The organism is Lysobacter humi (ex Lee et al. 2017) (assembly GCF_054781815.1).
Genome location: NZ_BAAGTR010000012.1, coordinates 152,777 through 177,765, shown reverse-complemented (window position 1 = coordinate 177,765; position 24,989 = coordinate 152,777). Strand labels below are relative to the sequence as shown.

The window sequence follows — 24,989 nt, the reverse complement described above, 5'->3', positions numbered from 1 at the left end:
CGGCACGAGGTCAAGCATTCGGGCCCGTGCGGACGACCTGCACGGCGCGAGCCGGTACAATTCGCGGGCTTTGCAGACCATCGCCAGAATCGAGGTGCCGACGTGGATTTCCGCTTCACCGAAGAGCAGTTGATGATCCAGGACGTGGCCCGGCGCATCGCGCAGGAAAAGATCGCGCCGAGTGCCGAGCACTTCGACCGCAGCGGCGAATTCCCGCTCGAGAACATGCGCACCCTCGGCGAGAACGGCCTGATGGGCATCGAGGTGCCGGCCGAGTACGGCGGCGCCGGCATGGACCCGATCAGCTACGTGCTGGCGATGATCGAGGTCGCCGCGGCCGACGCCGCGCACTCGACGATCATGTCCGTCAACAACTCGCTGTTCTGCAACGGCATCCTCAAGTACGGCACCGAGGAGCAGAAGCAGCTCTATGTGCGCGCGATCGCCGAGGGCCGCGAGATCGGCGCTTTCGCGCTCACCGAGCCCCAGTCGGGCTCCGACGCCACGGCGATGCGCTGCAAGGCGACGCGCCAGGCGGACGGCACCTACGTGGTGAACGGCAAGAAGAGCTGGATCACGAGTGGCCCGGTCGCCAAGTACATCGTGCTGTTCGCGATGACGGACCCGGAGAAGGGTGCGCGCGGCATCACGGCCTTCATGGTCGACACCGCCCGCGAGGGCTTTGGTCGTGGCAAGACCGAGCCCAAGCTCGGCATCCGCGCGTCCGCGACGTGCGAGATCGAGTTCAACGACTACGTCGTCCAGCCGGACGAGGTGCTCGGCCAGGAAGGCGAGGGCTTCAAGATCGCGATGAGCGTGCTCGACGCCGGCCGGATCGGCATCGCCAGCCAGGCGATCGGCATCGCCCGGGCCGCCTACGAGGCGACGCTTTCGTATGTCAAGGAACGCAGGGCCTTCGGCGCGCCGATCGGCACGTTCCAGATGACCCAGGCGAAGATCGCCGACATGAAGTGCAAGCTCGATGCCGCCACGCTGCTCACGCTGCGCGCGGCCTGGGGCAAGACGCAGTACGACCAGGGCGGCCCGCGCTTCTCGACGGAGGCGGCCGTCGCCAAGCTCACTGCGTCGGAGGCCGCCATGTGGATCACCCACCAGGCGCTGCAGATCCACGGCGGCATGGGCTACTCCAAGGAGATGCCGATCGAGCGCTATTTCCGCGACGCCAAGATCACGGAAATCTACGAAGGCACGAGCGAGATCCAGCGCCTCGTGATCGCCCGCAACGAGACGGGCCTGCGCTGAGCCGGCGATGAAACGCCTGCGCCCCCATCGCCACCTGCGCGCCGACCGGCGTGCGGCGGTGGGCGCGCGATCGCCCTAGACCCTGGTCGGCCCGCCACCGCGCGGGCCGCATTCCATCGAGCGACCGCCGAATGACCACCAAACGCACCTCCGCCGCCCGTCCCCGCACCGCCAAGCGCAGCGACGCCGCGATCGACCAGATCGTCCGCGCGATGGCCGACCTGCTCCCCGCGAATCGCCAGGAGCAGGGCGAGGCCTTCGCCCGCGAGTTCTACAAGCGCATGAGCGCGGAGGAATTCCCGATGCATCCCGCCGAGGGCTGGGCCTCGCTGGCCGCCGGCTTCCTCGACTTCGCGAAGGTGCGCGCGCCGGGCACGGCGCACGTGCGCCTGTTCAACCCGTCGGTGAAGTCCCACGGCTGGGAGTCGGGCCACACCGCGCTGCAGATCGCGAACGACGACATGCCCTTCCTCGTCGACTCGGTCACGCTCGCGCTCGCCGAGCGCGGCATCGGCGTGCACGTGATCGGGCATCCGGTCGTGCGGATCACGCGTGATGCGCGCGGCCGCCTGACGCGCATAGGCGAGGGTCGACCCGAGTCGATGATGCACCTCGAGATCGATCGCCAGACGGCCGATGAGATGGCGGAGATCGAGGGCGCGATCCGCCGCGTGCTCGAGGACGTGCGCGTGATCGTCGCCGACTGGGAAGTCATGCGCGACCGCATGCTCGACGTCGCCGAGGATCTCGGGAGCCGCGCCGTCCCGATGGACGACGAGGCGCGCGCCGAGGCGCAGGAGTTCCTGCGATGGGCGGCCGACAACCACTTCACCTTCCTCGGCTACCGCGAATACGAAGTCGCCAAGCAGGGCCGCGACGAGGTCCTGCAGGCCGTCGGTGGCACGGGCCTCGGCCTGCTGCGCGGGGAGGAGCGCGGTCGTGCGCGGCCGCTCAGCACGCTGGGCGCGCAGGCCGCGTCCGGCAACGTCGATCCGCTGATCCTCACCAAGACCAATGCACGCGCGACGGTCCACCGCCGCGGCTACATGGACTACATCGGCGTGCTCAGCTTCGACAAGAAGGGCCGCCCGGTGCGCGAGCAGCGCTTCCTCGGCCTGTACACGTCGAGCGCCTACAACCGCCGACCGTGGGACATCCCGGTGGTGCGGCAGCGCTACGCGCACGTGATGGAACAGTGCGGACTCGCGCCGGACAGCCACAACGGCAAGGCGCTCAAGCACATCCTCGAAACGCTGCCGCGCGAGGAGCTGTTCCAGTCGTCCGAGGACGAGCTGATGGCGACGAGCCTTGGCATCCTCGGCCTGCAGGAGCGGGTGCGAAGCCGCATGTTCATGCGGCGCGACCGCTACGGGCGCTTCTATTCCGCCCTGGTCTACATCCCGCGCGACCGCTTCAACACCGAGGTGCGCCTGCGCATCGAGGCGATGCTCCGCGAGACGCTCAATGCCGACCACGTCGATTCGACGGTGATGCTCGGCGAGTCGCCGCTCGCGCAGCTGCACATCATGATCCGCCCGAAGCCGGCGGACGGCAGCCTGCCCGACGTCGACATGGCGGCGATCGAGGCGCGCCTCGCGCAGATCGTGCGCAACTGGGCAGACGACCTGCGCGACCAGCTGGTGGGCCGCCATGGCGACGAGCGGGGCCTCGCGCTCGCGCAGGCGTACGGCCGTGCACTGCCCGCGGGCTATATCGAGAACGTTTCCGCGCAGGTTGCAGCCGACGACGTCGAGCACCTCGCCGCGCTCACCGGCGCCGACGACCTGCGGCTGAGCCTGTACCGCAGCCACCAGGGTGAGGGCGGACTGCGCTTCAAGTTCTACCGCCAGGGCGACGACATCCCGCTGTCCGACGCGCTGCCGATGATGGAGAACATGGGCCTGCGCGTGATCGCCGAGCATCCGTACCGGATCGAGGCGGGCGGGCAGGTGTTCTTCATCCAGGACTTCGAGGTCGAGTACCCGGGCACGCTCGACGTGACGGGCGTCGACCAGGACTTCGAGGACGCGTTCGCCGCCATCTGGCGCGGGCAGGCCGAGAACGACGGCTTCAATCGCCTCATCCTCGCTGCAGGGCTGTCGTGGCGGCAGGTCGCGATGCTGCGCGCCTACTGCAAGTACCTGCTGCAGGTGGGCGTGACGTTCTCGCAGGCCTACATGGAGCAGACGCTCGCGCGCTATCCGCTGCTTGCGCGCCTGCTCGTCGAGCTGTTCGAGGCGCGTTTCGACCCGGCTACGGGTCGCGAGTCGAAGGCCGAGATCAAGGCGGGCATGGAGAAGTTCCAGCGCCAGCTCGCCCGCCTGGCCGGCGACGACGCGGCGCTCGTCGCCGCGGTACGCCCGGTGATCGAGGCGCGCTCGGGCAAGCGCGAAGCACAGGGCGCGGCCGCGCGTGATGCGCTGCTCGGGCTGATGGACCGTGTCTCGAGCCTCGACGAGGACCGCATCCTGCGCAGCTTCATGGGTGTGATCGACGCGACCCTGCGCACCAGCTACTACCAGGGCGAGCGTGGCGGCGCCGGCACCGGTTACGTCAGCTACAAGTTCGACTCGGCGCAGGTGCCCGACCTGCCGAAGCCACGCCCCTATCGCGAGATCTTCGTGTACGGCCCGCGCGTGGAAGGCATCCACCTGCGCTTCGGACCGGTCGCGCGCGGCGGCCTGCGCTGGTCCGACCGCCGCGAGGATTTCCGCACCGAAGTGCTTGGCCTAGTGAAGGCGCAGATGGTGAAGAACACCGTGATCGTGCCGGTCGGCTCGAAGGGTGGCTTCTTCGTGAAGCGCCCGCCGGTTGGTGGCGATCGTGATGCCGTCCAGGCCGAGGGCATCGCCTGCTACAGGATGTTCATCAACGGCCTGCTGGACATCACCGACAACATCGTCGACGGCAAGATCGTGCCGCCGAGCGACGTGGTGCGCCACGACCAGGACGATCCGTACCTGGTCGTCGCTGCCGACAAGGGCACCGCGACGTTCTCGGACATCGCCAACGGCATCGCGCGCGAGCACGGGTTCTGGCTCGACGACGCCTTCGCCTCGGGCGGCTCCGTCGGCTACGACCACAAGGGCATGGGCATCACCGCGCGCGGCGGCTGGGAGTCGGTCAAGCGCCACTTCCGGGCGCTCGGCCGCGACTCGCAGAAGGAGGACTTCACCTGCGTCGGCATCGGCGACATGTCGGGCGACGTCTTCGGCAACGGCATGCTGCTATCCAAGCACATCCGCCTGCTGGCCGCGTTCGACCATCGCCATATCTTCCTCGACCCGAATCCTGACGCGGCCGTCTCCTTCAAGGAGCGCGCGCGGATGTTCAAGCTGCCGCGCTCGAGCTGGGAGGACTACGATGCCAAGCTCATCAGCGCCGGCGGCGGCATCTACCCGCGAACGGCGAAGTCGATCCCCGTGAGCGCGCAGGTGCGCGAGGCGCTCGGCATCGATGCGGCGGTGACGGCGATGAGCCCCGCCGAGTTGATGAGCGCGATCCTCAAGGCGCCGGTCGACCTGCTGTGGAACGGCGGCATCGGCACCTACGTGAAGTCGAGCCGCGAGACGCATGCCGACGTGGGCGACCGCGCGAACAATGCGCTACGCGTCGACGGCCGTGACCTGCGCTGCAGGATGGTGGGCGAGGGCGGCAACCTCGGCCTCACGCAGCTCGGCCGCATCGAGGCCGCGCAGCACGGCGTGCTGCTCAATACCGACTTCATCGACAACTCGGCGGGCGTGGACACCTCGGACCACGAGGTGAACATCAAGATCCTGCTGAATGCGGTGGTGCAGCAGAAGAAGCTCAGCTTCGACGATCGCAACACGCTGCTCGCTTCCATGACGGATGAAGTCGCGGAGCTCGTGCTCAACGACAACTACCGCCAGAACCAGGCGATCTCCGTGATGGAGCGCATGTCGGTCTCGCGCCTGGGCTCCAAGCAGCACTTCATCCGCACGCTCGAGTCGCAGGGCCTGCTCGACCGCCAGATCGAATTCCTGCCGTCGGATGCCGAGTTCGCCGAGCGCAAGGCGCGCGGGCAGGGGCTGACGCGGCCGGAGCTTTCGGTGCTGCTGTCCTACAGCAAGCTCGTGCTCTTCCCGCAGCTCGTGCAGTCCGACGTGCCGGAAGACCCGTACCTGTCGAAGGAGCTGGTGCGCTACTTCCCGAAGCCGCTGCAGGAGAAGTACGCGCGCTACATGGACGGGCACCGCCTCAAGCGCGAGATCATCGCCACGGCGGTGACCAATTCCATGGTGAACCGCATGGGCGCGACGTTCGTGCTGCGTGCGCAGGAGGACACCGGACGCACGCCCGCCGAGATCGCGAAGGCTTACACGATCGCCCGCGAAGCCCTCGAGGCGCGCGAGCTGTGGTCGCAGATCGACGCGCTCGACGGCAAGGTGCCGGAAGCCGCGCAGGTCGACGCACTGCTGGCGATCTGGCACCTGATGCGCTCGATGACGCGCTGGCTGCTCTCGCGCCCCGGCAAGATCCCGGAGATCGCGGCCGCGATGGCGCGCTACGGCGACGGCATCCGCGCCGTGCGCGAGGCGCTTCCCGGCGCGATGACGCCGGACCAGAAGGAGGCGTTCGACCGTCGCCTCGCCGACTGGCGTCGCAAGGGCATCCCCGCGGCGCTCGCGACGCAGCTCGCCGCGCTGCCGCTGCTCGATGCGGCGACGGACATCGTCGAGATCGCGCACGCCCGTCGCCTGGCGCCGGCCGAGGTCGCGCGCGCACACTTCGCGCTCAGCAGCGCCCTGCACCTGCCGTGGCTCTACGAGCAGATCGAGTCGCTGCCGGTGGAGAGCCGCTGGCAGGCGCTCGCGCGCGGCTCGCTCCGCGACGAGCTGGGCACGCAGCAGCGTGCGCTGGTCGGGCAGATCCTCGCCGAGGGCGGCCGGAAGGCCGGCGAGGCCAAGGTCGAGCAGTGGCTGCGTCGCGACGACTCCAGCCTGCGCTTCACGCTGGCGATGCTGTCGGAGCTCGCGAGCCAGAAGTCGCTCGACTACCCGACGGTGTCGGTGGCGGTGCGTCGCCTGGCGCAGCTGGCGGAAACCGCATAGGCGGAGCACGCCGCGGGCTTCAGCGCGCGGCTCGGGCCGGCCTAGGCAAACGACGGGCGGGGCAGCCGATGGCTGTTCCGCCTTTGTCGTTTCGGGGCGCGATCGGCGGGCCGTGGCTGTCCAATGCGGCAAAGGGGTAGTTCTCCGCCTGCGAGGGACCGAGGGCGGCCGTGGCCGGTGCGCGCTGTGGCGAGCCGTGAGGCCGCGCAGAGCGCGCATCGGGCACGACGCCGCGACAGGCGCGCTGTCGCCGCCGGGTGGTAGGTCGATCGCGCGCCGGTGTACGACCGCTACGCGCGCCCGCGCATCGGCCGGGTATCCTCCGCCCATGGCCAGCCTCAGCATGAGCACGACTCCACGCCTCGCGTTCCTGGCATCCCCGGCGCCGGAGGCGCAGGCCGCACGCCAGCAGCTCGTCGAGGTGCACGGCGACCACGCGCCGGCCGATGCCGACGTGCTCGTCGCACTCGGCGGCGACGGCTTCATGCTGCAGACGCTGCATCGCCACGGTGGCCTGGGGCGTCCCGTGTACGGCATGAAGCTCGGGACGGTCGGCTTCCTGATGAACCAGCAGCGTTTCGAGGCGCTCGTCGAGCGACTGCACGCGGCCGAGCCGGCGGTCCTGCGGCCGCTCGAGATGGTGGTGCAGACCGAGTCCGGGGCGAGCGTCGGCTCGCTCGCCTACAACGAGGTGTCGCTGCTGCGGCAGACGCGTCAGGCCGCGCACCTGCGCATCGACCTCAACGGCCAGACCCGGCTGGACGAGCTCATCTGCGACGGCGTGCTCGTGGCCACGGCCGCCGGGAGCACGGCGTACAACTTCTCGGCGCATGGGCCGATCCTGCCGCTCGGCTCGAACGTGATTGCCCTCACGCCGATCGCGGCGTTCCGACCGCGGCGCTGGCGCGGCGCGGTGCTGCGCGCCGAGACCGAGGTGCGCTTCACCGTGCTCGATCCGTTCAAGCGCCCGGTCAGCGCCACCGCCGACTCGCACGAGGTCCGCGATGCGGTGGAGGTCGTCATCCGCGAATCGCGCGACCGCACCGTCACCCTGCTGTTCGACCCGGAGCACAACCTCGAGGAGCGCATGCTCGCCGAGCAGTTCACGAGCGGCTGATGCGCCCGATCGGACAGCTCCGGCCGCTCCCTGCGAATCCACGCAGCGCCGCGAACATGCGGGCCACGCGGCCGCAGGCAGAATAGACGCCATGCCCGATCGCGATGCCAATCCCCTGATCGTCGCCATCTCCTCGCGGACGCTCTTCGACCTCGAGGAAGGCCACCACCTGTTCGAGCTGCAGGGGCTCGAGGCCTATGCCGACTACCAGCGCAGTCGCGAGAGCGACATCCTCGCGCCCGGCATCGCCTTCCCGCTGGTGCGCAAGCTGCTCAAGCTCAACGACGGTGCGCCGCCGGAAGCGCCTCGCGTCGAGGTCATCCTGATCTCGCGCAATTCCGCGGACACCGGCCTGCGCATCTTCAATTCGATCGCGCACCACGGCCTGTCGATCCGCCGCGCCGCCTTCAGCAACGGGGCGCCGCCGTATCCGTACATCCGTCCGTTCGGCGCCGACCTGTTCCTATCGGCACACGGCGAGGACGTGCGTGCCGCGCTCGAGGCCGGCGTCGCCGCGGCGATGCTGCTGCCATCGGCCTCGCGCTCTCCTTCGGCGGCGGCGCGCAATCCCGACCAGCTGCGCATCGCCTTCGACGGTGACGCCGTGATCTTCGACGACGAGGGCGAACGCGTCTCGCGCGAGGGGGGGCTCGCGGCCTTCGCGGAGCACGAGTTGCGTCGCGCGGGCGAGCCGCTCTCCGGCGGGCCGTTCCGCGGCTTCCTCGATGCGCTGCACCGGCTGCAGCAGGCGTTTCCGACGGGCGAGGACGCGCCAATCCGCACGGCGCTCGTCACTGCGCGCTCGGTGCCCGCGCACGAACGCGTGATCCGCACCCTGCGCGAATGGGGCATCCGGCTGGACGAGGCGCTGTTCCTCGGCGGCCGCAGCAAGGGGCCGTTCCTTGAAGCCTTCGGCGCGGACATCTTCTTCGACGATTCCGAGCACAACATCGTGTCCGCGCGTGACCACGTCGCCGCCGGACACGTGCCGCACGGCGTCGCGAACCGGGCGAGGCGCTGACTCGGCGACCCCGGCCGGGCGGCGTGGGGAAGCGTGCGACGCGCGCTTCGTCACGGCGGCCGCGCTCGCGTGGACCGCGGCATCACGCGCTTCTTCGCGTACCCGCGCCGCGGGTCGTGCCACCCGTCAGCGCGTCATCCCGCCGATCAGCTGCTCGATGGGGATGCGCACGTCGGTCAGGCGCCAGCGCAGCCCCTGGCGACTGAAGACGAAGACCACGGGGGCACCGTCGGCGTTCTGGACGGTAGCGCTGAAGCGGTCGGTGGACTCGTAGCGATACGTCGCGCCGGCGAGTGGATCCAGCGCGGTCGGCGAGGGCGCGCCCGCCGGCGTGTCCTCGGTCGGCAGGCCCATCACGCGACGGACGATGCTCCGGCCCTGGAGCACGGCGCCGATTCCGACGGGCGTGACGAGCATCTCGACGACGCCGCCGGTCATGTCACGCGTGATCTGCGCGCCGATGCGCCGGAGCTCCGACGGCGTCTCCGGATCGGCCATGCGGCGCGCGAGATAGTCCTCCAGCTGCGCGCGGACGCTCGCGCGCACGAGCTCGAAGTCGACGTTCGCCTGCAGGCTGCGCGTGTCGCCCTGCTGCACCGCGTCGCGGATCGCGCGCATGGTGAGGAACGGACCGGCGGCGATGTAGCCGCCGAGCGCGAGTGCGGCGACAAGCAGGAGGGCGATGAGCTTCTTCATTCGACGGGCAACGGGGGCGGTGAGGCGAGCTTAGCCTCGTCGCCGCTCGCGCTCACCACGTCGCGTCGACATGCGCGGGTGGCGCAGGTCAGGCGATCTGCGCCACGAGGTCGCGGCCCCAGCTCTCCAGACGGTCGAGCAGCCCGTGGGCGGCCGCGTCGCCGCCGCGCTCGACGCGCAGCTGCCGGATCTCGTCGAAGTAGGTCTGGAAGCTGTGTTCGGAGCGGTCGGTGGCGGCGAGCCTTTCGCGGCGGTACGTGTTCCAGCGCTCGCGCTCGGGGGCGCCGAGGCTGTCGCGCCAGTTGCGCGCCCGGTAGCGGAACAGCAGCTCGGGCAGGCGCGCATCGCGAAAGGCGAAGCTCGCCTCGTCGAGCCCGTGCGCGGGCGTGCTGCGCACCTGGGGGAAACGCTGACGGTCCTCGTCGGGCAGGAAGCCGTCGTACAGGCTCGCATCGCAATCGCTCGGCGGCCGGTCCGGCATGCGCGCATAGACGCGACGTACCTTGTCCGCGACTTCGGCCGCGCAGGCGCGAAACCGGGCGGCCCGCGTCTCGACCTGTGCCGGGTCGATGCCCAGGCGGTCGAGCTCGGCCGGCCGCAGGTGCGCCCAGGCGATCAGCGCCGGGCAGCGGTTGAGGTGCACTTCCTTGAGGGCGGGCCGCTCGACGCCGGGCGGCAGGCGATCCGCCCTCGCGTAGAGGGTGTCGACGATCTCATCGACGCTCGACCGCAGCAGGCGCTCCGGATCCTGCGCGGTGTCGAACACGACGACGCGGTTCGAGATGCGCGGGTGGATGGCGAGCGGCACGACGGGCGCCGCGCACAGCCGGCTCGCCGGGAAGCGTTGCGAGACGTGGAGGACGGGCGTCATCGCCACGACATCGAGCAGGCTGCCCGCGAAGCGCTTGTCACGCAGCTTCAGGCAGTAATCCCACAGCCGCGGCTGCGCCTGGCGCAGGCGGCGGCCCAGGCCGATGAGGGCGCGCACATCGGAAAGCGCCTCGTGCGCGTCGCCGATGCGCACGCCGTTCGCGTTCGCGAGGCCCTCGAGCGTGAAGGTCGGCGTACCGTCCTCGCGGTAGACCCACTCGATGCCATCGGGTCGCAGCGCGTGCGCGAGGCGCATCACGTCGAGCAGGTCCCAGCGGCAGTTGCCGCCCCGCCATTCGCGCTCGTAGGGGTCGTAGAAGTTGCGGAACAGGCCGTGGCGGACGAACTCGTCGTCGAAGCGGATCGAGTTGTAGCCCGCGCTGCACGTGCCCGGGCGCGCCATCTGCTCGTGGATGCGCGCGAAGGCCTCGGCCTCGTTCACGCCCTGCTCGCAGGCGTGCTGCGGGCTGATGCCGGTGATCAGGCTGGCGACCGGGGAGGGCAGGAGGTCGTCGGCGGGCTTCACGTAGAAGCAGATGTCGTCGTCGATCTGCTGCAGGTCGGCGTCGGTGCGGATGGCCGCGAACTGCGCGATGCGGCTGCGGCGCGGGCAGGCGCCGAACGTCTCGAGGTCGTAGAAGAGGAAGCTGTCGCTCATGCGGTCGCCGCCTCGGCGAGTGGCGGCAGCGAGGCTTCGACCCGCCGTGCCGCATGATCGAGGTCGATGGTGTCGAGCGTCTCGTGCCCGCGCGTGAGCTCGACCAGCAGCTCGCGCTGGCGCTGGCCACGATCGAAGGCGACGGCGTAGGGCAGCCGCATGAACGTGACCATCGAATAGCGCGGTACGAAGCGATCGGGATGCCGTTCGGCGAGCACGCGCTCGAGCGCGCGCTGGAGCAGGAAGCTGTCGTCGGCGACGCGGTCGCGCATCTCGTGGTAGTTCTCGAGCGCCATCGCCTGGATCGCGCGCGAGTTCGGCAGGCGCTCGGCCTGGAAGGCCGCGAAAGCCGCCGCGCGATCGTCCTGCGCATCGAGATGCGCGGCGAGGGCGACGCAGTCCTCGAAGGCGCAGTTCATGCCCTGGCCGTGGAACGGCACCATCGCGTGCGCGGCGTCGCCCAGCAGCACCGCGCGGCCGTCGACGTGCCAGCGGTCCAGGTAGAGCGTGGCGAGCCCGCCGGTGGGATGAGTCTCGAAGTCGTGCTCCAGGCGCGGGATCATCGGCAGCGCGTCGGCGAAATCGCGCGCAAACAGTGCGCGTGCCTCGTCGCCCGAACGCACGGTGGCGAAGCTCGGGTCACCCTCGTTCGGCAGGAACAGCGTGACGGTGAAGGTGCGCTCGTCGTTCGGCAGCGCGATGCACATGTAGCGCCCGCGAGGCCAGATGTGCAGGGCATTGGGCTCGAGGCGGAAGCCGCCGTCGTCCGCGGGCGGGATCTCGAGCTCCTTGTAGCCGTGGCCGAGCCATTCGGTGCGCGCGCCGAGGTCGCCGCGCTCCGCCATGGCGCCGCGCAGCGCCGAGCCGGCGCCGTCCGCACCGACGAGCGACACGAAGCGCGCGGTATGCGCGGCGTTGCGTGCATCGGTGAAGGTCGCGATCCCCGCATCGAAGTCGGCCGTGTCGAGCCCGCGGTCGAAGTGCAGGCGTGCGCCGGCCGCCTCGGCGATGTCGAGCAGCACGATGTTCAGCTCGCCGCGGTGGACCGACCAGATCACCTCGCTGTCGTCCCGTCCGTAGCGCTGCAGGTCGGTGCGGCCGTCCGGGAAATGCACCATGCGGCCGCGCATCATCACGGCCTGGCGCATCACCGCGTCGTCGGCCCCAGCCAGCCGCAGCGCATGGCGGCCGCGCTCGGCGAGCGCGAGATTGATCGAGCGGCCGCCCTCGTAGCCGCGCAGGCGCGGATCGCCGCGCTTCTCATAGACGTCGACGCTCCAGCCCCGCCGCGCGAGCAGCGTCGCGAGGAGCGCGCCGGCGAGTCCGGCACCGATCACGGTGATGTGGCGGTCGGTCGGGTTCACGGAGCCGGATCCCTCCGGAGGCGGGTGGGGCGAGTGTCCATGATTCGGGGCGGCGACGGCAGGCCGGCCAGGCGGCCCGCCTGTACCGGTCAGCCCGCCCACGCCTCGACGCAGCGGGCGAAGCGCAGGACGTCCGCATGCGTGTTGTAGAGCGGGGTGGGTGAGATGCGGATCACATCGGGCTCGCGCCAGTCGCCGAGCACGCCACGGGCGGCGAGGTGATCGAACAGCGCGCGCCCGCGCTCGCGGCCGCCGTGCACCCGCAGAGAGAGCTGGCAGCCGCGCCGGCCCGGATCGCGCGGCGTGAGCACGTCGAGCACGCCCGACAGGCGTGCATCGATCAGCTGCTCGAGGTAGCCCGTGAGCGAGCGGGACTTCGCCCGCAGCGCCGGGAGGCCCGCGCGGTCGAACAGCTCGAGCGAGGCGCGCAGCGGGGCCATCGCGAGGATCGGCGGGTTGCTGAGCTGCCAGCCGTCGGCGCCGGGCGCCGGAACGAAGTCCGGCCCCATGCGGAAGCGTGAGGTGGCGTCGTGGCCCCACCAGCCGGCGAATCGGGGCAGGTCGGCGTTGGCGTGACGCGCGTGCACGAACGCGCCGGCGACGGCGCCCGGCCCTGAATTCACATACTTGTAGTGGCACCAGGCCGCGAAATCGGCGCCGCTGTCGTGCAGCTGCACGTCGAGGTTGCCCACGGCGTGCGCGAGGTCGAAGCCGCAGGCCGCCCCTGCAGCTTTCGCCAGGCGCGCCACCTCGGGAAGGTCGAACGCCTGGCCGGTGCGGTACTGCACGCCCGGCCACAGCACGAGGGCGAGACGCTCACGGTTCGCATCGATCGCCCGCTCGATCGCGGCCATCGAGAACAACCCGCCCGGCAGGTCGGGCTCGACCTCGATCAGGTCGGTCGCGGGATCGAAGCCGCGTGCGCCGAGGTGCGACCACGCCGCGTGCCGATCCGACGGAAACGCGCCGGCCTCGATCAGGATCGCGCGTCGCGCGGCGGTCGGGCGGTAGAAACTGACCATGAGCAGATGCAGGTTGACGGTCAGTGTGTTCATCGCGACCACCTCGACCGGCTCGGCGCCGACGAGGCGCGCGAGCGGCTCGCGCACGAGCTCGTGGTACGTCATCCACTGCGCGTCGCCGGTGAAGTGGCCCTCGACGGCCTCGTCCTCCCACTTGCGCAGAACGGTCTCGACATGCGCGCGCGCACCACGCGGCTGCAGGCCGAGCGAGTTGCCCACGAAGTAGGCCATCGGCGCGCCCTCAAAGCGCGGAATCAGGAATTCGTCGCGCAGCGGTGCGAGCGCATCGGCCGCGTCGAGCGCACGTGCGTGCGCGTCGGAAAAGAGGTCGGTCATCGGGTCGATTTCAGGCGAAGCGGGACAGCGGCAGGCCGAGCCACTCGAGCGCGGTGCCGTGGTAGAGGCGGGCGCGCTCGGTGTCGGGCAGGTCGAGCGCGGCGATGCCGGCACCGGGCTGCTGCTCGCCGAGCGGGAACGGGTAGTCGGTGCCGAGCATCACGCGCGACGTACCGCAGGTGTCGAGCAGGTACTGCAGCGCGCGCGGGTCGGCGACCCAGGAGTCGAAGTACAGGCGCGACAGGTACTCACGCGGATTGCGCGGGTTGTCGGTGGCGACGAGGTCCGGGCGCATGTTGAAGCCGTGCTCGATGCGGCCGATCGTGTAGGGGAACGAGCCCCCGCCGTGCGCGAGGCAGATGCGCAGCCTCGGAAGCCGCTCGAGCACGCCGCCGAAGACCAGGCAGCAGGCCGCGCGCGACTGCTCGGCCGGCATGCCCACGAGCCACGGCAGCCAGTACTTGGGCATCGACTCGCTACCCATCATGTCCCAAGGGTGGACGAGGATCGCTGCGCCGAGCTCGCTGGCCGCCTGGAAGAAATCGAACAACTCAGGCGCGTCGAGGTTCCAGTCGCCGATGTGGGAACCGATCTGCACCCCCTGCAGGCCGAGCTGGTCCATGCAGCGCTCGAGCTCCTGGATCGCGAGCCGCGGGGACTGCAGCGGCACCGTGCCGATTCCCGCGTAATGGCGCGGAAAGTCGCGCACTGCCTGCGCCATGTGCTCGTTGAGTGCCTGGTGAAGCTCCAGCGCATGCTGCGGCTTGGCCCAGTAGCTGAACATCACCGGCACGGTGCTGATGACCTGTACCTGGACGCCGAAGCGGGCGTAGTCGTCGATGCGCTCCTGCGGATCCCATGTCTTGCTGAAGATCTCGCGGAAGAACTTGCCGTCCTTGTAGATGCGGTGCCGGCCGTCGTCGGTGTGGTGGATGACGGGAAAGCGCGCGTCGCCGTACTTGCGCGCGAGGTCGGGCCAGTCGCGTGGCAGGTAATGGGCGTGGGTGTCGATCTTCAGCACGGGCGCGGTGTCGGGCATCGGGCGAGGCGACAAAGATACCCGAGTGCTGAGCGCCGACCGTACGGGCGCGTCAGGTGATGTCCGCTTCCGAGTCGGCCTGCAGCTCGTAGCGGCTCGGGCGCGGGTTCAGGTGTCCGCAGGCCTTGCAGGTGCGCAGCGCATCGTCGCGGTAGAAGCGCTCGAAGACGCGGAAGAAGTCCTGCTCGATGTCGACGAGGTGGAAGAACTCCGCGTACACCTGTGCATTGCAGCGCTCGCAGAACCACATGAGCGCGTCGTCCTCGTGCGGCAGGCGCCGACGCTCGATCACCAGGCCGACCCCGCCGGCACTGCGCTGCGGACTGTGCGGCACGCGCGGCGGCAGGTAGAACATCTCGCCCGCACGGATGGGGATGTCGCGCACCGCGCCATCTTCCTGGATGCGCAGCAGCATCTCGCCCTCGAGCTGGTAGAAGAACTCCGGGCCTTCCTCGAAGTGGTAGTCGGTGCGCGCATTGGGCCCGCCCACGATCATGACGATGTAGTCGCCGTCGACGATGCACTTGTTGCCCACCGGCGGCTTCAGCAGCTCGCGATGCTCGTCGACCCAGCGCTGCAGGTCGATCGGGCCGGGCAGCTTCATTCGCGGACCACCGCGATGCACTTGAGCTCGATGGCGATCGGCGTCGGCAGGTAGCTCACGCCGACGGTCGTGCGGCAGGGCGCGTTGGCCGCGTCCGGGAAGTACTCGGCCCAGATCTCGTTGTAGACGCGGAAATCGTGGACGAGGTCGGTGAGGTAGACGGTGACGTCGACGAGGTCGTCCCACGTCGCGCCGGCCGCCTCCAGCACGTTGCGCACGTTCTTGAAGACCGCGCGGCACTGCGCCTCGATGTCGTAGCAGACGAGGTGGCCGCTCTCGTCGTGGACGTCGCCGCGGATCGCATTGGTGTCCGGGTCGCGCGGGCCGATGCCGGAAAGGAAGAGCAGGTTCCCCACGCGACGCGCATGCGGATACAGGCCGACGGGGCGGGGGGCATTGCCCTCGAGGATGATGCTGTCGCTCATGCGGTGCGCTCCGTGGATTCGAGTCGGGCGAGTGCTTCGGCGTAGCGGTCGGCGAGTGGGGTGCGGCCATCGACATGGAGCCCGAGGTCACGCACCAGGCCGTCCTCGAGACGGTAGACCCAGCCGTGCACCGAGACGTCCTGTCCACGGGCCCAGGCGTCGCGCAGGACGGTGGTCTGGCAGACGTTGACCACCTGTTCCAGCACGTTGAGTTCGCACAGGCGATCGTGCCGGCCCCGCTCGTCGCCCAGTGCCTGCAGGCAGCCACTGTGCTTTTCCGCCACGTCGGAAACGTGACGCACCCAATTGTCGGCCAGCCCGAGTCGCCGTTGTGTCAGTGCCGCGTGTACGCCGCCGCAGCCGTAGTGGCCGACGACGAGGATGTGCTTGACCTGAAGCACGTCGACGGAGAACTGGATGACCGACAGGCAGTTCAGGTCGGTGTGCACCACCACGTTGGCGATGTTGCGATGGACGAAGACCTCGCCCGGCGCCATGTCGATGATCTGGTTCGCCGGCACGCGCGAGTCCGAGCAGCCGATCCAGAGGTATTCCGGCGCCTGCTGCTGGGAAAGGCGGCTGAAGAACTCCGGGTCCTCCTTGCAGACGCGTTCGGCCCAGCCGCGGTTGCGTTCGAGGAGATCGGTGATGGTCTGGGTCACGGGCAGTTCTCGAGGCAGAGGCCCACGTTCTTGGGCTCGGTGAAGAAACGCATCGCTTCCATGCCGCCCTCGCGGCCGAGGCCGGAGGCGCCGGTGCCGCCGAAGGGCGTGCGCAGGTCGCGCTGCATCCAGGTATTGATCCACACCATGCCGACGCGCAGGCGCTCGGCGAGGCGGTGCGCGCGGCCGAGGTCGCGCGTCCAGACCGACGCCGACAGGCCGTAGTCGCCGCGGTTGGCGAGGTCGAGCGCCTCGGCCTCGTCGTCGAACGGCTGCAGGCTGACGACCGGGCCGAAGATCTCGTCGCGATTGCTGGCGCAGTCGGGCCCGAGGCCCTCCAGCACGGTCGGCGCCACGAACCAGCCGGCGCGGTCGATCGGGCCGCCGCCGCAGAGGACGGTGGCCCCCTCGTCGCGTGCGCGGGCGAGCGCGGCGACGACCTTGTCGAAGTGGGCCTGCGAGACGAGCGGGCCGAGGTCGGTGGCGGGGTCGGCCGGATCGCCTGGACGGAGCGCGGCCGCGCGCTCGACGAAGGCCGTGCGGAATTCGTCGTGGATCGGGCGCTCGACGAGCAGCCGCGAGCCGCAGAGGCAGATCTGGCCGGAGTTCTGGAAGGCCGACCGGACGAGAAGGTCGAGGTGCTCGCGCCAGGGCGCGTCGGCGAACACCAGGGTGGCGTTCTTGCCGCCGAGTTCCAGCGAGACCTTCCGCAGCGCGGGCGCCGCGACGCTCGCGATGCGCCGGCCGACGGCCGTGCTGCCCGTGAACGACACCGCCTTGACCACCGCGTGGCCGACCAGCGGCTCGCCGACGTCCGGCCCCAGCCCGTGGACGATGTTGAGCACGCCGGGCGGAAATCCGATCTCGGCGGCCAGCTCGCCCAGGAGCGTCGCCGTCCATGGCGTCACCTCGGACGGCTTCGCCACCACGGCGTTGCCCGCCGCGAGCGCCGGCGCGATCTTCCACGTCAGCAGGTAGAGCGGAAGGTTCCAGGGCGAGATCGCCGCGACTACGCCGAGCGGCTGCCGAAGCGTGTAATTGAGGCCGGCTTCGCCGTGATGCGATTCGCTCGCGAACTGCGTCGCCGCGTGCGCGAAGAACCGGAAGTTCGCCACCGCGCGCGGGATGTCGATGCTGCGCGCGACGCGCAGGGGCTTACCCGCATCACGCGACTCGGCAGCGGCGAACGCGTCGAGCCGCGCTTCCAGCGCGTCGGCGATGCGCTCGAGCCACCGGGCCCGCTCGCTGTTGCGCAGCCCCGCCCAACCCGGCGCCGCGGCGGATGCCGCCACGACGGCCGCCTCGACATCCGCCGCCGTACCGGCCGCGACCTCCGCGAACACCTCGCCGGACGCGGGGTCGTGCACGTCGAGCCAGCGACCGCCCGCGGGCAGCGTCGCCCGGCCGTCGATCCAGTGGTGCAGGCGCAGCATCGGCATCGCCTCAGATGGACTGCATGCGGCCGCCGTCGACGGCCAGGCTGACGCCGTTGACGTAGCCCGCGGCCGGACTGCACAGGAAGGCCACCGCCGCGGCGATCTCGGCGGGCTCGGCGAAGCGGCCGGCCGGGACGCCGGCGCGCATCGCCGCGGCGACGGCCTCTTCGGTCTGCCCCGTCGCGCGCGACCGGTCGGCCAGGATCTGGTCCAGCCGACCCGTGCGCGTGTAGCCCGGGAGCACGTTGTTGACGGTGATCCCCTGCGGCGCGAGTTCGCGCGAGAGCGTCTTCGCCCAGCTGGCGACCGCACCGCGGATCGTGTTCGACACGCCGAGGTTCGGGATCGGTTCGCGCACCGACGTCGAGACCACGTTCACCACGCGTCCCCAGCCAGCCGCACGCATGCCTGCGACCACCGCCTGCACGAGCACTTGCCCCGCGAGGACGTGGCGGGCGAACGCGTCGCGATAGGCATCGAGCGTGGCCTCGCAGGCGGGCCCGCCGGGCGGCCCGCCGGTGTTGTTGACGAGGATGTGCACGGGCCTGTCCGCGACCGCGGTCGCCACCTTCCCGCGCAGCGCGTCCACGTCGGCGACGTCGGCGGTGATCCAGCCGTGCGCCTGCGCGCCGGTACGCGGCAGCGCGGACACGACGGCCTCCAGCGCCTCGGCCCGGCGCGCGAGCACGGTCACGCTCGCGCCGAGCGCGGCGAGCTCATGTGCCGTCGCGCGGCCGATGCCTTCGGAGCCGCCGCAGACGAGTGCGTGCCGGCCGGTGAGGTCGAGGTCCATGTCAGGTCTCCGTGTCGCGAACGCGCAGTGTCGCGTCCATCAGTGCACCGACCGAGCGCTCGCGCGGCTCGACAGCGCCGAGCAGGCGGTCGGCGACCGCACGGCGATTGGCATCGGGGTGGTTCTGGCTCAGCTTGGCCTTCGCGTCGACGCGGTCGACGAGGAGCCGGAAGCCGACGATGCCGCGAAGCTGCACGCGCTCGGCCTCGTCGGCGAGGTCGAAATGCCAATCGCCGCCGACGCGCGCCTCGTGGCGGCGCGAAAGTCGATCCACGAGATCGGCGAGCGCCGGCTCGTCGTCGAAGAATTCGAGCGCGCCGGCGAGGTGCACGGCGACGTAGTTCCACGTCGGCACGCGCGCCATCGTCGCCTTGTCGGGGTACCACGACGGCGAGACATAGGCATGCGGGCCCTGCGCGATCAGCAACGCAGGGCCTGCGTGGCGCGCCTGCGGGTTCGCGCGTGCGAGGTGCCCGGTCACCACCCGCCGCTCGCCGCGATCGACCAGCACGGGCACGTGGCTCGCGAACGGTCCGTCCGGCGTCGTCGTGATGAGCGTCGCGAAGTCGTGCGCATCGAGGAAGGCGTCCAGCCAGCCGGGATCACGCTCGGCGAAGGCGGACGGGACGTACACGGTCAGTGGCGCTTGGGCAGCCGGACGATCATGCGCGCGCGCAGGGTGTCCTCGTCCGCGGGCTGCGGCGGGGCGATCGAGTCGAGTTCGAAGCCGCGGTCGGCGGCGTCGTCCGCGTCGAGGCCATCGTAGGACACGAATTCGGCATCCATCAGCGCGGCGCGTGCGCTGTCCTCGCTGTCGTAGGGCAGGGTGGCGCCGTCGCAGTCGAAGACCTCGGCGGTGCCGGCCTCGAGCACGCGCAGGCGCGCCCAGATCAGCGTATTGCCCGCGGTGGCGAGCCACCATTCGTCACGTGTCGCGTCCATCAGCCCATCCAGTAATCGGCGACCCAGAGCAGCCAGGCCGCGACCAGGCCGCCGAGCATCGTCAGCAGCGAGACGCGTGCAGGCGTCGCGAGTCCGCTCAGGCCGCGGTCCGGGGTTTCGCGGTAGTCGCCGCGCAACAGCCACATCCAGGCCGAGCCGCGGAAGAATGCGTTCTCGCCGAGCTCCGACGCGAGTGCCGGGTGCCGGTCGCGGATGTGCACGAGCGCGAGCGGCCAGAAGATGACCAGCGCGGTGAGCCCGGCGATCGCCACGCCGATCGAGCAGAGGGCGAAGAACAGCAGCATCAGAACTCCGCCTGGCCCGGTGCGCGCGGGTAGGGGATCGCGTCGCGGATGTTCGACAGCCCGCAGACGTAGACCACCAGCCGCTCGAAGCCGAGCCCGAAGCCCGCATGCGGCACGCTGCCGTAGCGACGGAAATCGCGGTACCAGCCGTAGTGCTCGGCATCGAGGCCGAACTGCTTCATGCGCGTATCGAGCACGTCGAGGCGCTCCTCGCGCTGGCTGCCGCCAATGATCTCGCCGATGCCGGGCGCGAGCACGTCCATCGCGGCGACGGTCTTTCCATCGTCGTTGAGGCGCATGTAGAACGCCTTGATGTGCTCGGGATAGTTCATGACCACCACCGGGCGGCCCACGTGCTGCTCGGTAAGCCAGCGCTCGTGCTCGGTCTGCAGGTCCAGGCCCCATTCGACCGGGAAGTCGAACTTCTCGCCGGACTTCTGCAGCAGCCCGATCGCATCGGAGTACTCGATGCGCTCGAACGGCGCGTTGATGAAGCCCTCGAGGCGCGTGATGGCGTCCTTCTGCACGCGCTCGGCGATGAAGGCCATGTCGTCCGCGCGCTCGTCGAGCACGGCGCGGAACAGATACTTGAGGAAGTCCTCGGCGACCGACGCGTCCTCGGCGAGGTCCGCGAACGCGATCTCCGGCTCGATCATCCAGAACTCGGCCAGGTGACGCGTGGTGTGCGAGTTCTCCGCGCGGAACGTCGGGCCGAAGGTGTAGACCTTGCTCAGCGCGAGGCAGTAGGCCTCGACGTTCAGCTGGCCGGAGACGGTCAGGAAGGCCTCCTTCCCGAAGAAGTCGCGCGAGAAGTCGACCTTGCCGGCCTTGTCGCGCGGCAGGTTGACCATGTCGAGCGTCGAGACGCGGAACATCTGGCCCGCGCCCTCGGCATCGGACGTCGTGATGATCGGCGTGTTGATCCAGAAGTAGCCGCGCTCGTGGAAGAAGCGGTGGACCGCCTGCGCGAGCGTGTTGCGGATGCGGGTGACCGCGCCGAACAGGTTCGTGCGCGGGCGCAGGTGCGCGACCTCGCGCAGGAATTCGAGCGAATGTGCCTTCGGCTGGATCGGGTAGGTTTCCGGATCCTCCACCCAGCCGACGACCTCGATCGCGGAGGCCTGGATTTCGAACGACTGCCCCTGGCCCTGCGATTGCACGAGCGTGCCGGTCGCGATCACCGAGCAGCCGGCGGTGAGGCGCTTGACCTCGTCCTCGTAGTTGGGGAGGTCGGCCGGCGCGACGACCTGGATCGGCGCAAAGCACGAGCCGTCGCTGACGTTCACGAAGCTCAGGCCAGCCTTCGAGTCGCGGCGGGTGCGTACCCAGCCGCGAACGGTGACTTCGCCGCCCACCGGAACCCGGCCCGCGAGCGCCTGCTGAACACTGATGACCGTCATGCGCTGACCACCGCCATGTCTTGAAATCCCGGCCATAGGGCCCGATGTGGAACAGGGAGTTTACGTGCAGTCGGCAGCCGTTCGTACCCGCGCACCTATACTGGCCCCGTCCCGCCTCCGGTTCCGTCTCCCATGGCCGTCTCGCTTGCCCCCGCCGCCCTCGACCGCGTCCGCCGTTACCTCGTCGAGACGCCCGACGCGCTGGGCCTGCGATTCGGCGTGAAGCGCACCGGCTGCTCGGGCTGGCAGTACGTCGCGGACCTCGCCCGGGAAGCCAAGACCGGCGACCGAGTGTTCTTCCAGGACGACGTGCGCATCTATGTCGACGATGCGAGCCTGCCGATCGTCGACGGCACCGAGATCGACCTGGTGAAGCAGAAGCTCGGCGAGCAGTTCGTCTTCCGCAATCCGAACGTGCGCGCCGAATGCGGCTGCGGCGAGAGCTTCACGACCGAAGACAAGGGCTGACCCGCCCGGCACGCGCCGCCCGGGTAATGGCGGCGCTAGACTCCGGCCACTGTCGCTGGAGGCCTCCATGATCCGTCCGCTCGTCCTCGTCGCCGCACTCGCCGCGGCGCTCGCCGCACCCGTCGTCCACGCGCAGGCGGTACCGGCCGCTTCCGCACCGCAGCCCGACGCCGCCCGCCAGCTGCACCGCCTGTTCGCCGAGGAATGGGAGCGGGGCCTGCGCGAAAGCCCCGAGGGTGCTTCGTCGAACGGCGACCTGCGCTTCAACGATCGCTGGACCGACTATTCCCTCGCCGCGATCGAGCAGCGCGCCGCCGCCGACCGTGCGGTGCTCGCACGCCTCCGAGCGATCGACCGCGCCGCCCTTTCGGAAGCCGACCGCCTCAACTACGACGTCTTCGCATGGGACCTCGAGCGCGCCGTCGAGCGCCAGAAGTTCAACGAGTGGCAGCGGCCGGTGAGCCAGCGTGGCGGCGTGCAGACCGCGGACGAGATGGTGGAGCTGCTGCGCTTCAACACGGTCAAGGACTACGAGGACTGGATCGCGCGGCTCGAAGCCCTGCCCACGATGCTCGAGCAGACGACCGCGCTGATGCGCGCCGGGGTCAAGGCCGGCAACACGCCCCCGCGCGTGCTCATGGAGCGCATCCCTGCGCAGATCGCCGCACAGATCGTCGACGACCCGGAGAAGAGCCGCTTCTTCGTCCCGTTCCGCAAGTTCCCGGACACGATCGCCGAAGCCGATCGCGTCCGCCTGCGGACGCGCGCCGCGGAGGCGATCCGCACCCGCGTGGTGCCGGCCTACCGTGACTTTTCGGCGTTCTTCACCGGCGAGTACCTGCCGAAGACCCGCGCGGAGATCGCGGCCGCGAGCCTGCCGGACGGCCGCGAGTACTACGACTTCCTCGCCGCGTCGTTCACGACGACCGACCTCAAGGCCGACCAGATCCATCAGATCGGCCTGAAGGAGGTCGCGCGGATCCGCGCCGAGATGGAGAAGGTGCGCGCCGAGGTCGGCTTCACGGGCACGCTCGCCGAGTTCTTCGACCACCTGCGCACCGATCCGAAGTACTTCAAGAAGTCGCCCGAGGAGCTTTTCGAGGCCTACCAGGCGATCTCCAAGCGCATCGATCCGGAGCTGGTGAAGGTCTTCCGCACCATTCCGCGGATGCCCTATGGCGTGCGTCCGATTCCCGACGCGATCGCGCCGGACACCACCACCGCCTACTACCAGCGCCCCGCGCTCGACGGCAGCCGCGCCGGCTTCTACTACGTCAACCTCTACAAGCCCGAGGTGCGGCCCACCTGGGAAATGATGGCGCTCTCGCTGCACGAGGCCGTGCCGGGCCACCATTTCCAGATCTCGCGCGCGATGGAGCTGCCCGAGGTGCCGCAGTTCCGCCGGGCCGGTTACTTCACCGCTTACGGCGAGGGCTGGGGCCTTTACGCGGAGCGCCTGGGCTACGACATGGGCCTGTACGACGACCCCTACGACCGCATGGGCCAGCTCGCCTACGACATGTGGCGCGCGGTGCGGCTCGTGGTCGACACGGGCATGCACAGCAAGGGCTGGAGCCGCGACCGCGCGATCCAGTACTTCATGGACAATGCCCCGAAGACGCGCCAGGACGTGGTCAACGAGATCGATCGCTACATCTCGTGGCCCGGGCAGGCGCTCGCGTACAAGATCGGCCAGCTGAAGATCTCCGAGCTGCGCGAGCGCGCGTCGACGGCGCTCGGCCCGCGCTTCGACCTGCGGGACTTCAACGACGCCGTGCTCGAGACCGGCGCGGTGCCGCTGCAGGTCCTGGAGACGCATATCGACGCGTGGATCGAGCGGCAGAAGGCGCGCCCGGCCGGCTGATCGACCCGGCCGGTCCGGCGTTCGCCCGGTGGGGCCGGTCGTCGCAGCGGGCTTGCGTCCGAGCCGTGCCGGGTGACCGCCGGTACCCGTTCCGCTGCCGACCCGGGGCGTCACCGCAGGTGCGGGCAGCCAAGCGCGCCGGCGGGGAGCGGCGACGCGAGACGTGTCGCCTACCGGTCCCGGCAGGGCTGCAGCCAGCAACGCGATGGCCTGGCGGCAGGACGGTTCGAGCCTCGCCCGGCTTCACGCGGTTTGCACGCAAGTGCTTGAGCTGCCATACTTTCCGGCTCCGCGGCGTCCTGTCGCGGTGACCTTGCTCCACCGCCGGAGGGATCGGACGGGGGGCTGACCGGCGAATCCGCCGACCATCCACAAGGAATCCACCATGCGTCACTACGAAGTCGTGTTCCTGGTCCATCCGGACCAGAGCGAGCAGGTCCCGGCCATGATCGAGCGCTACAAGTCGCTGATCGAAGCCGCCGAGGGCAAGGTCCACCGCCTGGAAGACTGGGGCCGCCGCCAGCTGGCGTACCCGATCCAGAACCTGGTGAAGGCGCACTACGTGCTCATGAACATCGAGGCCTCGCAGGCCACGATGAACGAGCTCGTCGACAGCTTCCGCTTCAACGACGCCGTGCTCCGCCACCTCGTCATGAAGCGCGACGAGGCCGACACCGAGCAGTCGCTGATCATGAAGTTCAAGGACGAGAAGGGCGACAAGGGCGAGCGTGGCGAGCGCCGCCGCCGCGACGATGACGGCGATGCCGCTCCGGCCGCCGACACCTCCGACAACGCCGAAGCCGCCTAAGGAATCACGACCATGTCCAAGTTCTTCCGTCGCCGCAAGTTCTGCAAGTTCACGGCCGAGGGCGTCAAGGAGATCGATTACAAGGATCTCAACACGCTCCGCCAGTACCTCACCGAGACCGGCAAGATCGTTCCGAGCCGCGTCACGGGCACCAAGTCGAAGTACCAGCGCCAGCTGGCCACGGCGGTCAAGCGCGCGCGTTTCCTCGCGCTGATCCCGTACACCGACAACCACAACGCGTAATCGCGACGCGCCGTCGCCTCCGGGTGGCGGCGCGCACTTCCATTCGGACAGCGATCCGCTGTGTCGCCCGGCAAGCGCCGCGCGGCACTAACGAATACGGAGCACCATCATGCAGCTCATTCTTCTCCAGAACGTCACCAACCTCGGCAAGCTCGGCGACAAGGTGAACGTAAAGCCGGGTTACGGCCGCAACTTCCTCGTCCCGCAGGGCAAGGCCACGCCGGCCACGGCCGCCAACCTCGCCGACTTCGAGGCGCGCCGCGCCGAGTTCGAGGCGAAGGCCAAGGCGCAGCTCGAGGGCGCCGAGAAGCGCCGCGCCGAGCTCGAGGGTGTCGAGGTCACGCTGACCGCGAACGCCTCGGCCGAGGGCAAGCTGTTCGGCTCGGTCACCCCGCGTGACATCGCCGACCAGCTCACCAAGCTCGGCCACCCGGTCGACAAGTCGGAGGTGGTGCTGGGCGAAGGCCCGTTCCGCCGCACGGGCGAGTACGAGGTCATCGTGCGCCTGCACGCGGACATCGAGCAGACCGTCAAGGTGATCGTGGTCGGCGAACAGGCCTGATCCACGCTCCGAGCGG

At 70.0% G+C, this 24,989-nt stretch carries 23 protein-coding genes; 9 read left to right on the top strand and 14 right to left on the bottom strand.

The window, feature by feature from the left end:
* The first annotated feature begins 102 nt into the window (after positions 1 to 102).
* From ACYVJJ_RS11865 to ACYVJJ_RS11850, 4 genes are all read left to right on the top strand, one after another.
* Positions 103 to 1,263: an acyl-CoA dehydrogenase family protein gene (locus ACYVJJ_RS11865; protein ID WP_460833827.1), complete on the top strand. Its 1,161-nt coding sequence runs from the start codon at positions 103 to 105 to the stop codon at positions 1,261 to 1,263.
* 131 nt (positions 1,264 to 1,394) lie between these two features.
* Positions 1,395 to 6,338, top strand: a complete 4,944-nt coding sequence (locus ACYVJJ_RS11860; protein WP_460833826.1) for an NAD-glutamate dehydrogenase — start codon at positions 1,395 to 1,397, stop codon at positions 6,336 to 6,338.
* A gap of 343 nt (positions 6,339 to 6,681) precedes the next feature.
* A complete protein-coding gene (locus ACYVJJ_RS11855; protein WP_460833824.1) occupies positions 6,682 to 7,455 on the top strand; it encodes an NAD kinase in 774 nt (257 codons plus the stop codon).
* Between the two features lie 91 nt (positions 7,456 to 7,546).
* The gene (locus tag ACYVJJ_RS11850; protein WP_460833822.1) at positions 7,547 to 8,476 is read left to right on the top strand and encodes a 5'-nucleotidase; all 930 of its coding nucleotides are present in this window, start codon (positions 7,547 to 7,549) and stop codon (positions 8,474 to 8,476) included.
* Between the two features lie 126 nt (positions 8,477 to 8,602).
* On the opposite strand, the gene ACYVJJ_RS11845 is transcribed toward ACYVJJ_RS11850, so the two are convergent.
* From ACYVJJ_RS11845 to asnS, 14 genes are all read right to left on the bottom strand, one after another.
* Entirely contained in the window at positions 8,603 to 9,172 is a 570-nt protein-coding gene (locus tag ACYVJJ_RS11845) for a DUF2939 domain-containing protein (protein WP_460833821.1), read from the bottom strand.
* 88 nt (positions 9,173 to 9,260) lie between these two features.
* A complete protein-coding gene (sbcB, locus tag ACYVJJ_RS11840) occupies positions 9,261 to 10,700 on the bottom strand; it encodes an exodeoxyribonuclease I (RefSeq protein WP_460833819.1) in 1,440 nt (479 codons plus the stop codon).
* Complete coding sequence (locus ACYVJJ_RS11835) at positions 10,697 to 12,064, bottom strand: FAD-dependent oxidoreductase (protein ID WP_460833818.1); 1,368 nt, start codon at positions 12,062 to 12,064, stop codon at positions 10,697 to 10,699. Before ACYVJJ_RS11835 ends, sbcB begins: the two co-directional genes overlap by 4 nt.
* 89 nt (positions 12,065 to 12,153) lie before the next feature.
* On the bottom strand, positions 12,154 to 13,422 hold the full coding sequence (kynU, locus tag ACYVJJ_RS11830; RefSeq protein WP_460833816.1) for a kynureninase: 1,269 nt from the start codon (positions 13,420 to 13,422) through the stop codon (positions 12,154 to 12,156).
* Between the two features lie 10 nt (positions 13,423 to 13,432).
* Positions 13,433 to 14,461, bottom strand: a complete 1,029-nt coding sequence (locus ACYVJJ_RS11825) for an amidohydrolase family protein (RefSeq protein ID WP_460833815.1) — start codon at positions 14,459 to 14,461, stop codon at positions 13,433 to 13,435.
* A 52-nt stretch (positions 14,462 to 14,513) separates the two neighbouring features.
* Positions 14,514 to 15,065: a 3-hydroxyanthranilate 3,4-dioxygenase gene (locus ACYVJJ_RS11820; RefSeq protein ID WP_460833813.1), complete on the bottom strand. Its 552-nt coding sequence runs from the start codon at positions 15,063 to 15,065 to the stop codon at positions 14,514 to 14,516.
* A complete protein-coding gene (locus ACYVJJ_RS11815) occupies positions 15,062 to 15,490 on the bottom strand; it encodes a RidA family protein (RefSeq protein ID WP_460833811.1) in 429 nt (142 codons plus the stop codon). Before ACYVJJ_RS11815 ends, ACYVJJ_RS11820 begins: the two co-directional genes overlap by 4 nt.
* Positions 15,487 to 16,152, bottom strand: a complete 666-nt coding sequence (gene can / locus ACYVJJ_RS11810; RefSeq protein ID WP_460833810.1) for a carbonate dehydratase — start codon at positions 16,150 to 16,152, stop codon at positions 15,487 to 15,489. Before can ends, ACYVJJ_RS11815 begins: the two co-directional genes overlap by 4 nt.
* Positions 16,149 to 17,585 (bottom strand): aldehyde dehydrogenase, encoded by a 1,437-nt coding sequence (locus ACYVJJ_RS11805; RefSeq protein ID WP_460833808.1) that lies wholly within the window; start codon positions 17,583 to 17,585, stop codon positions 16,149 to 16,151. The genes can and ACYVJJ_RS11805 overlap by 4 nt, the downstream gene beginning before the upstream one ends.
* 10 nt (positions 17,586 to 17,595) lie before the next feature.
* On the bottom strand, positions 17,596 to 18,381 hold the full coding sequence (locus ACYVJJ_RS11800) for an SDR family oxidoreductase (RefSeq protein WP_460833806.1): 786 nt from the start codon (positions 18,379 to 18,381) through the stop codon (positions 17,596 to 17,598).
* A 1-nt stretch (position 18,382) separates the two neighbouring features.
* Positions 18,383 to 19,015, bottom strand: coding sequence for an FMN-binding negative transcriptional regulator (locus ACYVJJ_RS11795; protein WP_460833804.1), 633 nt, complete (start codon positions 19,013 to 19,015; stop codon positions 18,383 to 18,385).
* 2 nt (positions 19,016 to 19,017) lie between these two features.
* Positions 19,018 to 19,323 (bottom strand): hypothetical protein, encoded by a 306-nt coding sequence (locus ACYVJJ_RS11790; protein ID WP_460833802.1) that lies wholly within the window; start codon positions 19,321 to 19,323, stop codon positions 19,018 to 19,020.
* Positions 19,323 to 19,628, bottom strand: a complete 306-nt coding sequence (locus tag ACYVJJ_RS11785; protein ID WP_460833801.1) for a hypothetical protein — start codon at positions 19,626 to 19,628, stop codon at positions 19,323 to 19,325. The genes ACYVJJ_RS11790 and ACYVJJ_RS11785 overlap by 1 nt, the downstream gene beginning before the upstream one ends.
* Positions 19,628 to 21,028: an asparagine--tRNA ligase gene (gene asnS / locus ACYVJJ_RS11780; protein ID WP_460833799.1), complete on the bottom strand. Its 1,401-nt coding sequence runs from the start codon at positions 21,026 to 21,028 to the stop codon at positions 19,628 to 19,630. The genes ACYVJJ_RS11785 and asnS overlap by 1 nt, the downstream gene beginning before the upstream one ends.
* 132 nt (positions 21,029 to 21,160) lie before the next feature.
* Here asnS and ACYVJJ_RS11775 point away from each other — a divergent pair, with 132 nt between their 5' ends.
* From ACYVJJ_RS11775 to rplI, 5 genes are all read left to right on the top strand, one after another.
* Positions 21,161 to 21,496, top strand: a complete 336-nt coding sequence (locus tag ACYVJJ_RS11775) for a HesB/IscA family protein (RefSeq protein ID WP_460833797.1) — start codon at positions 21,161 to 21,163, stop codon at positions 21,494 to 21,496.
* Between the two features lie 67 nt (positions 21,497 to 21,563).
* On the top strand, positions 21,564 to 23,360 hold the full coding sequence (locus ACYVJJ_RS11770) for a DUF885 domain-containing protein (protein WP_460833795.1): 1,797 nt from the start codon (positions 21,564 to 21,566) through the stop codon (positions 23,358 to 23,360).
* A 385-nt stretch (positions 23,361 to 23,745) separates the two neighbouring features.
* Positions 23,746 to 24,168 carry a 30S ribosomal protein S6 gene (gene rpsF / locus ACYVJJ_RS11765; RefSeq protein ID WP_460833794.1) on the top strand — a complete coding sequence of 141 codons (423 nt, stop codon included), beginning with the start codon at positions 23,746 to 23,748 and terminating at the stop codon, positions 24,166 to 24,168.
* 12 nt (positions 24,169 to 24,180) lie between these two features.
* On the top strand, positions 24,181 to 24,411 hold the full coding sequence (gene rpsR, locus ACYVJJ_RS11760; RefSeq protein ID WP_031372470.1) for a 30S ribosomal protein S18: 231 nt from the start codon (positions 24,181 to 24,183) through the stop codon (positions 24,409 to 24,411).
* Between the two features lie 109 nt (positions 24,412 to 24,520).
* Positions 24,521 to 24,973, top strand: a complete 453-nt coding sequence (gene rplI / locus ACYVJJ_RS11755; protein ID WP_460833792.1) for a 50S ribosomal protein L9 — start codon at positions 24,521 to 24,523, stop codon at positions 24,971 to 24,973.
* The last annotated feature ends 16 nt before the right edge of the window (positions 24,974 to 24,989 follow it).

Coding starts and splice junctions, on each gene's coding strand:
- ACYVJJ_RS11860 (WP_460833826.1), top strand. CDS start 1,395: ATGACCACCAAACGCACCTCCGCCGCCCGTCCCCGCACCGCCAAGCGC.
- ACYVJJ_RS11855 (WP_460833824.1), top strand. CDS start 6,682: ATGAGCACGACTCCACGCCTCGCGTTCCTGGCATCCCCGGCGCCGGAG.
- ACYVJJ_RS11850 (WP_460833822.1), top strand. CDS start 7,547: ATGCCCGATCGCGATGCCAATCCCCTGATCGTCGCCATCTCCTCGCGG.
- ACYVJJ_RS11845 (WP_460833821.1), bottom strand. CDS start 9,172: ATGAAGAAGCTCATCGCCCTCCTGCTTGTCGCCGCACTCGCGCTCGGC.
- sbcB (WP_460833819.1), bottom strand. CDS start 10,700: ATGAGCGACAGCTTCCTCTTCTACGACCTCGAGACGTTCGGCGCCTGC.
- kynU (WP_460833816.1), bottom strand. CDS start 13,422: ATGACCGACCTCTTTTCCGACGCGCACGCACGTGCGCTCGACGCGGCC.
- ACYVJJ_RS11825 (WP_460833815.1), bottom strand. CDS start 14,461: ATGCCCGACACCGCGCCCGTGCTGAAGATCGACACCCACGCCCATTAC.
- ACYVJJ_RS11820 (WP_460833813.1), bottom strand. CDS start 15,065: ATGAAGCTGCCCGGCCCGATCGACCTGCAGCGCTGGGTCGACGAGCAT.
- ACYVJJ_RS11815 (WP_460833811.1), bottom strand. CDS start 15,490: ATGAGCGACAGCATCATCCTCGAGGGCAATGCCCCCCGCCCCGTCGGC.
- ACYVJJ_RS11805 (WP_460833808.1), bottom strand. CDS start 17,585: ATGCTGCGCCTGCACCACTGGATCGACGGCCGGGCGACGCTGCCCGCG.
- ACYVJJ_RS11800 (WP_460833806.1), bottom strand. CDS start 18,381: ATGGACCTCGACCTCACCGGCCGGCACGCACTCGTCTGCGGCGGCTCC.
- ACYVJJ_RS11790 (WP_460833802.1), bottom strand. CDS start 19,323: ATGGACGCGACACGTGACGAATGGTGGCTCGCCACCGCGGGCAATACG.
- ACYVJJ_RS11785 (WP_460833801.1), bottom strand. CDS start 19,628: ATGCTGCTGTTCTTCGCCCTCTGCTCGATCGGCGTGGCGATCGCCGGG.
- asnS (WP_460833799.1), bottom strand. CDS start 21,028: ATGACGGTCATCAGTGTTCAGCAGGCGCTCGCGGGCCGGGTTCCGGTG.
- ACYVJJ_RS11775 (WP_460833797.1), top strand. CDS start 21,161: ATGGCCGTCTCGCTTGCCCCCGCCGCCCTCGACCGCGTCCGCCGTTAC.
- ACYVJJ_RS11770 (WP_460833795.1), top strand. CDS start 21,564: ATGATCCGTCCGCTCGTCCTCGTCGCCGCACTCGCCGCGGCGCTCGCC.
- rpsF (WP_460833794.1), top strand. CDS start 23,746: ATGCGTCACTACGAAGTCGTGTTCCTGGTCCATCCGGACCAGAGCGAG.
- rpsR (WP_031372470.1), top strand. CDS start 24,181: ATGTCCAAGTTCTTCCGTCGCCGCAAGTTCTGCAAGTTCACGGCCGAG.
- rplI (WP_460833792.1), top strand. CDS start 24,521: ATGCAGCTCATTCTTCTCCAGAACGTCACCAACCTCGGCAAGCTCGGC.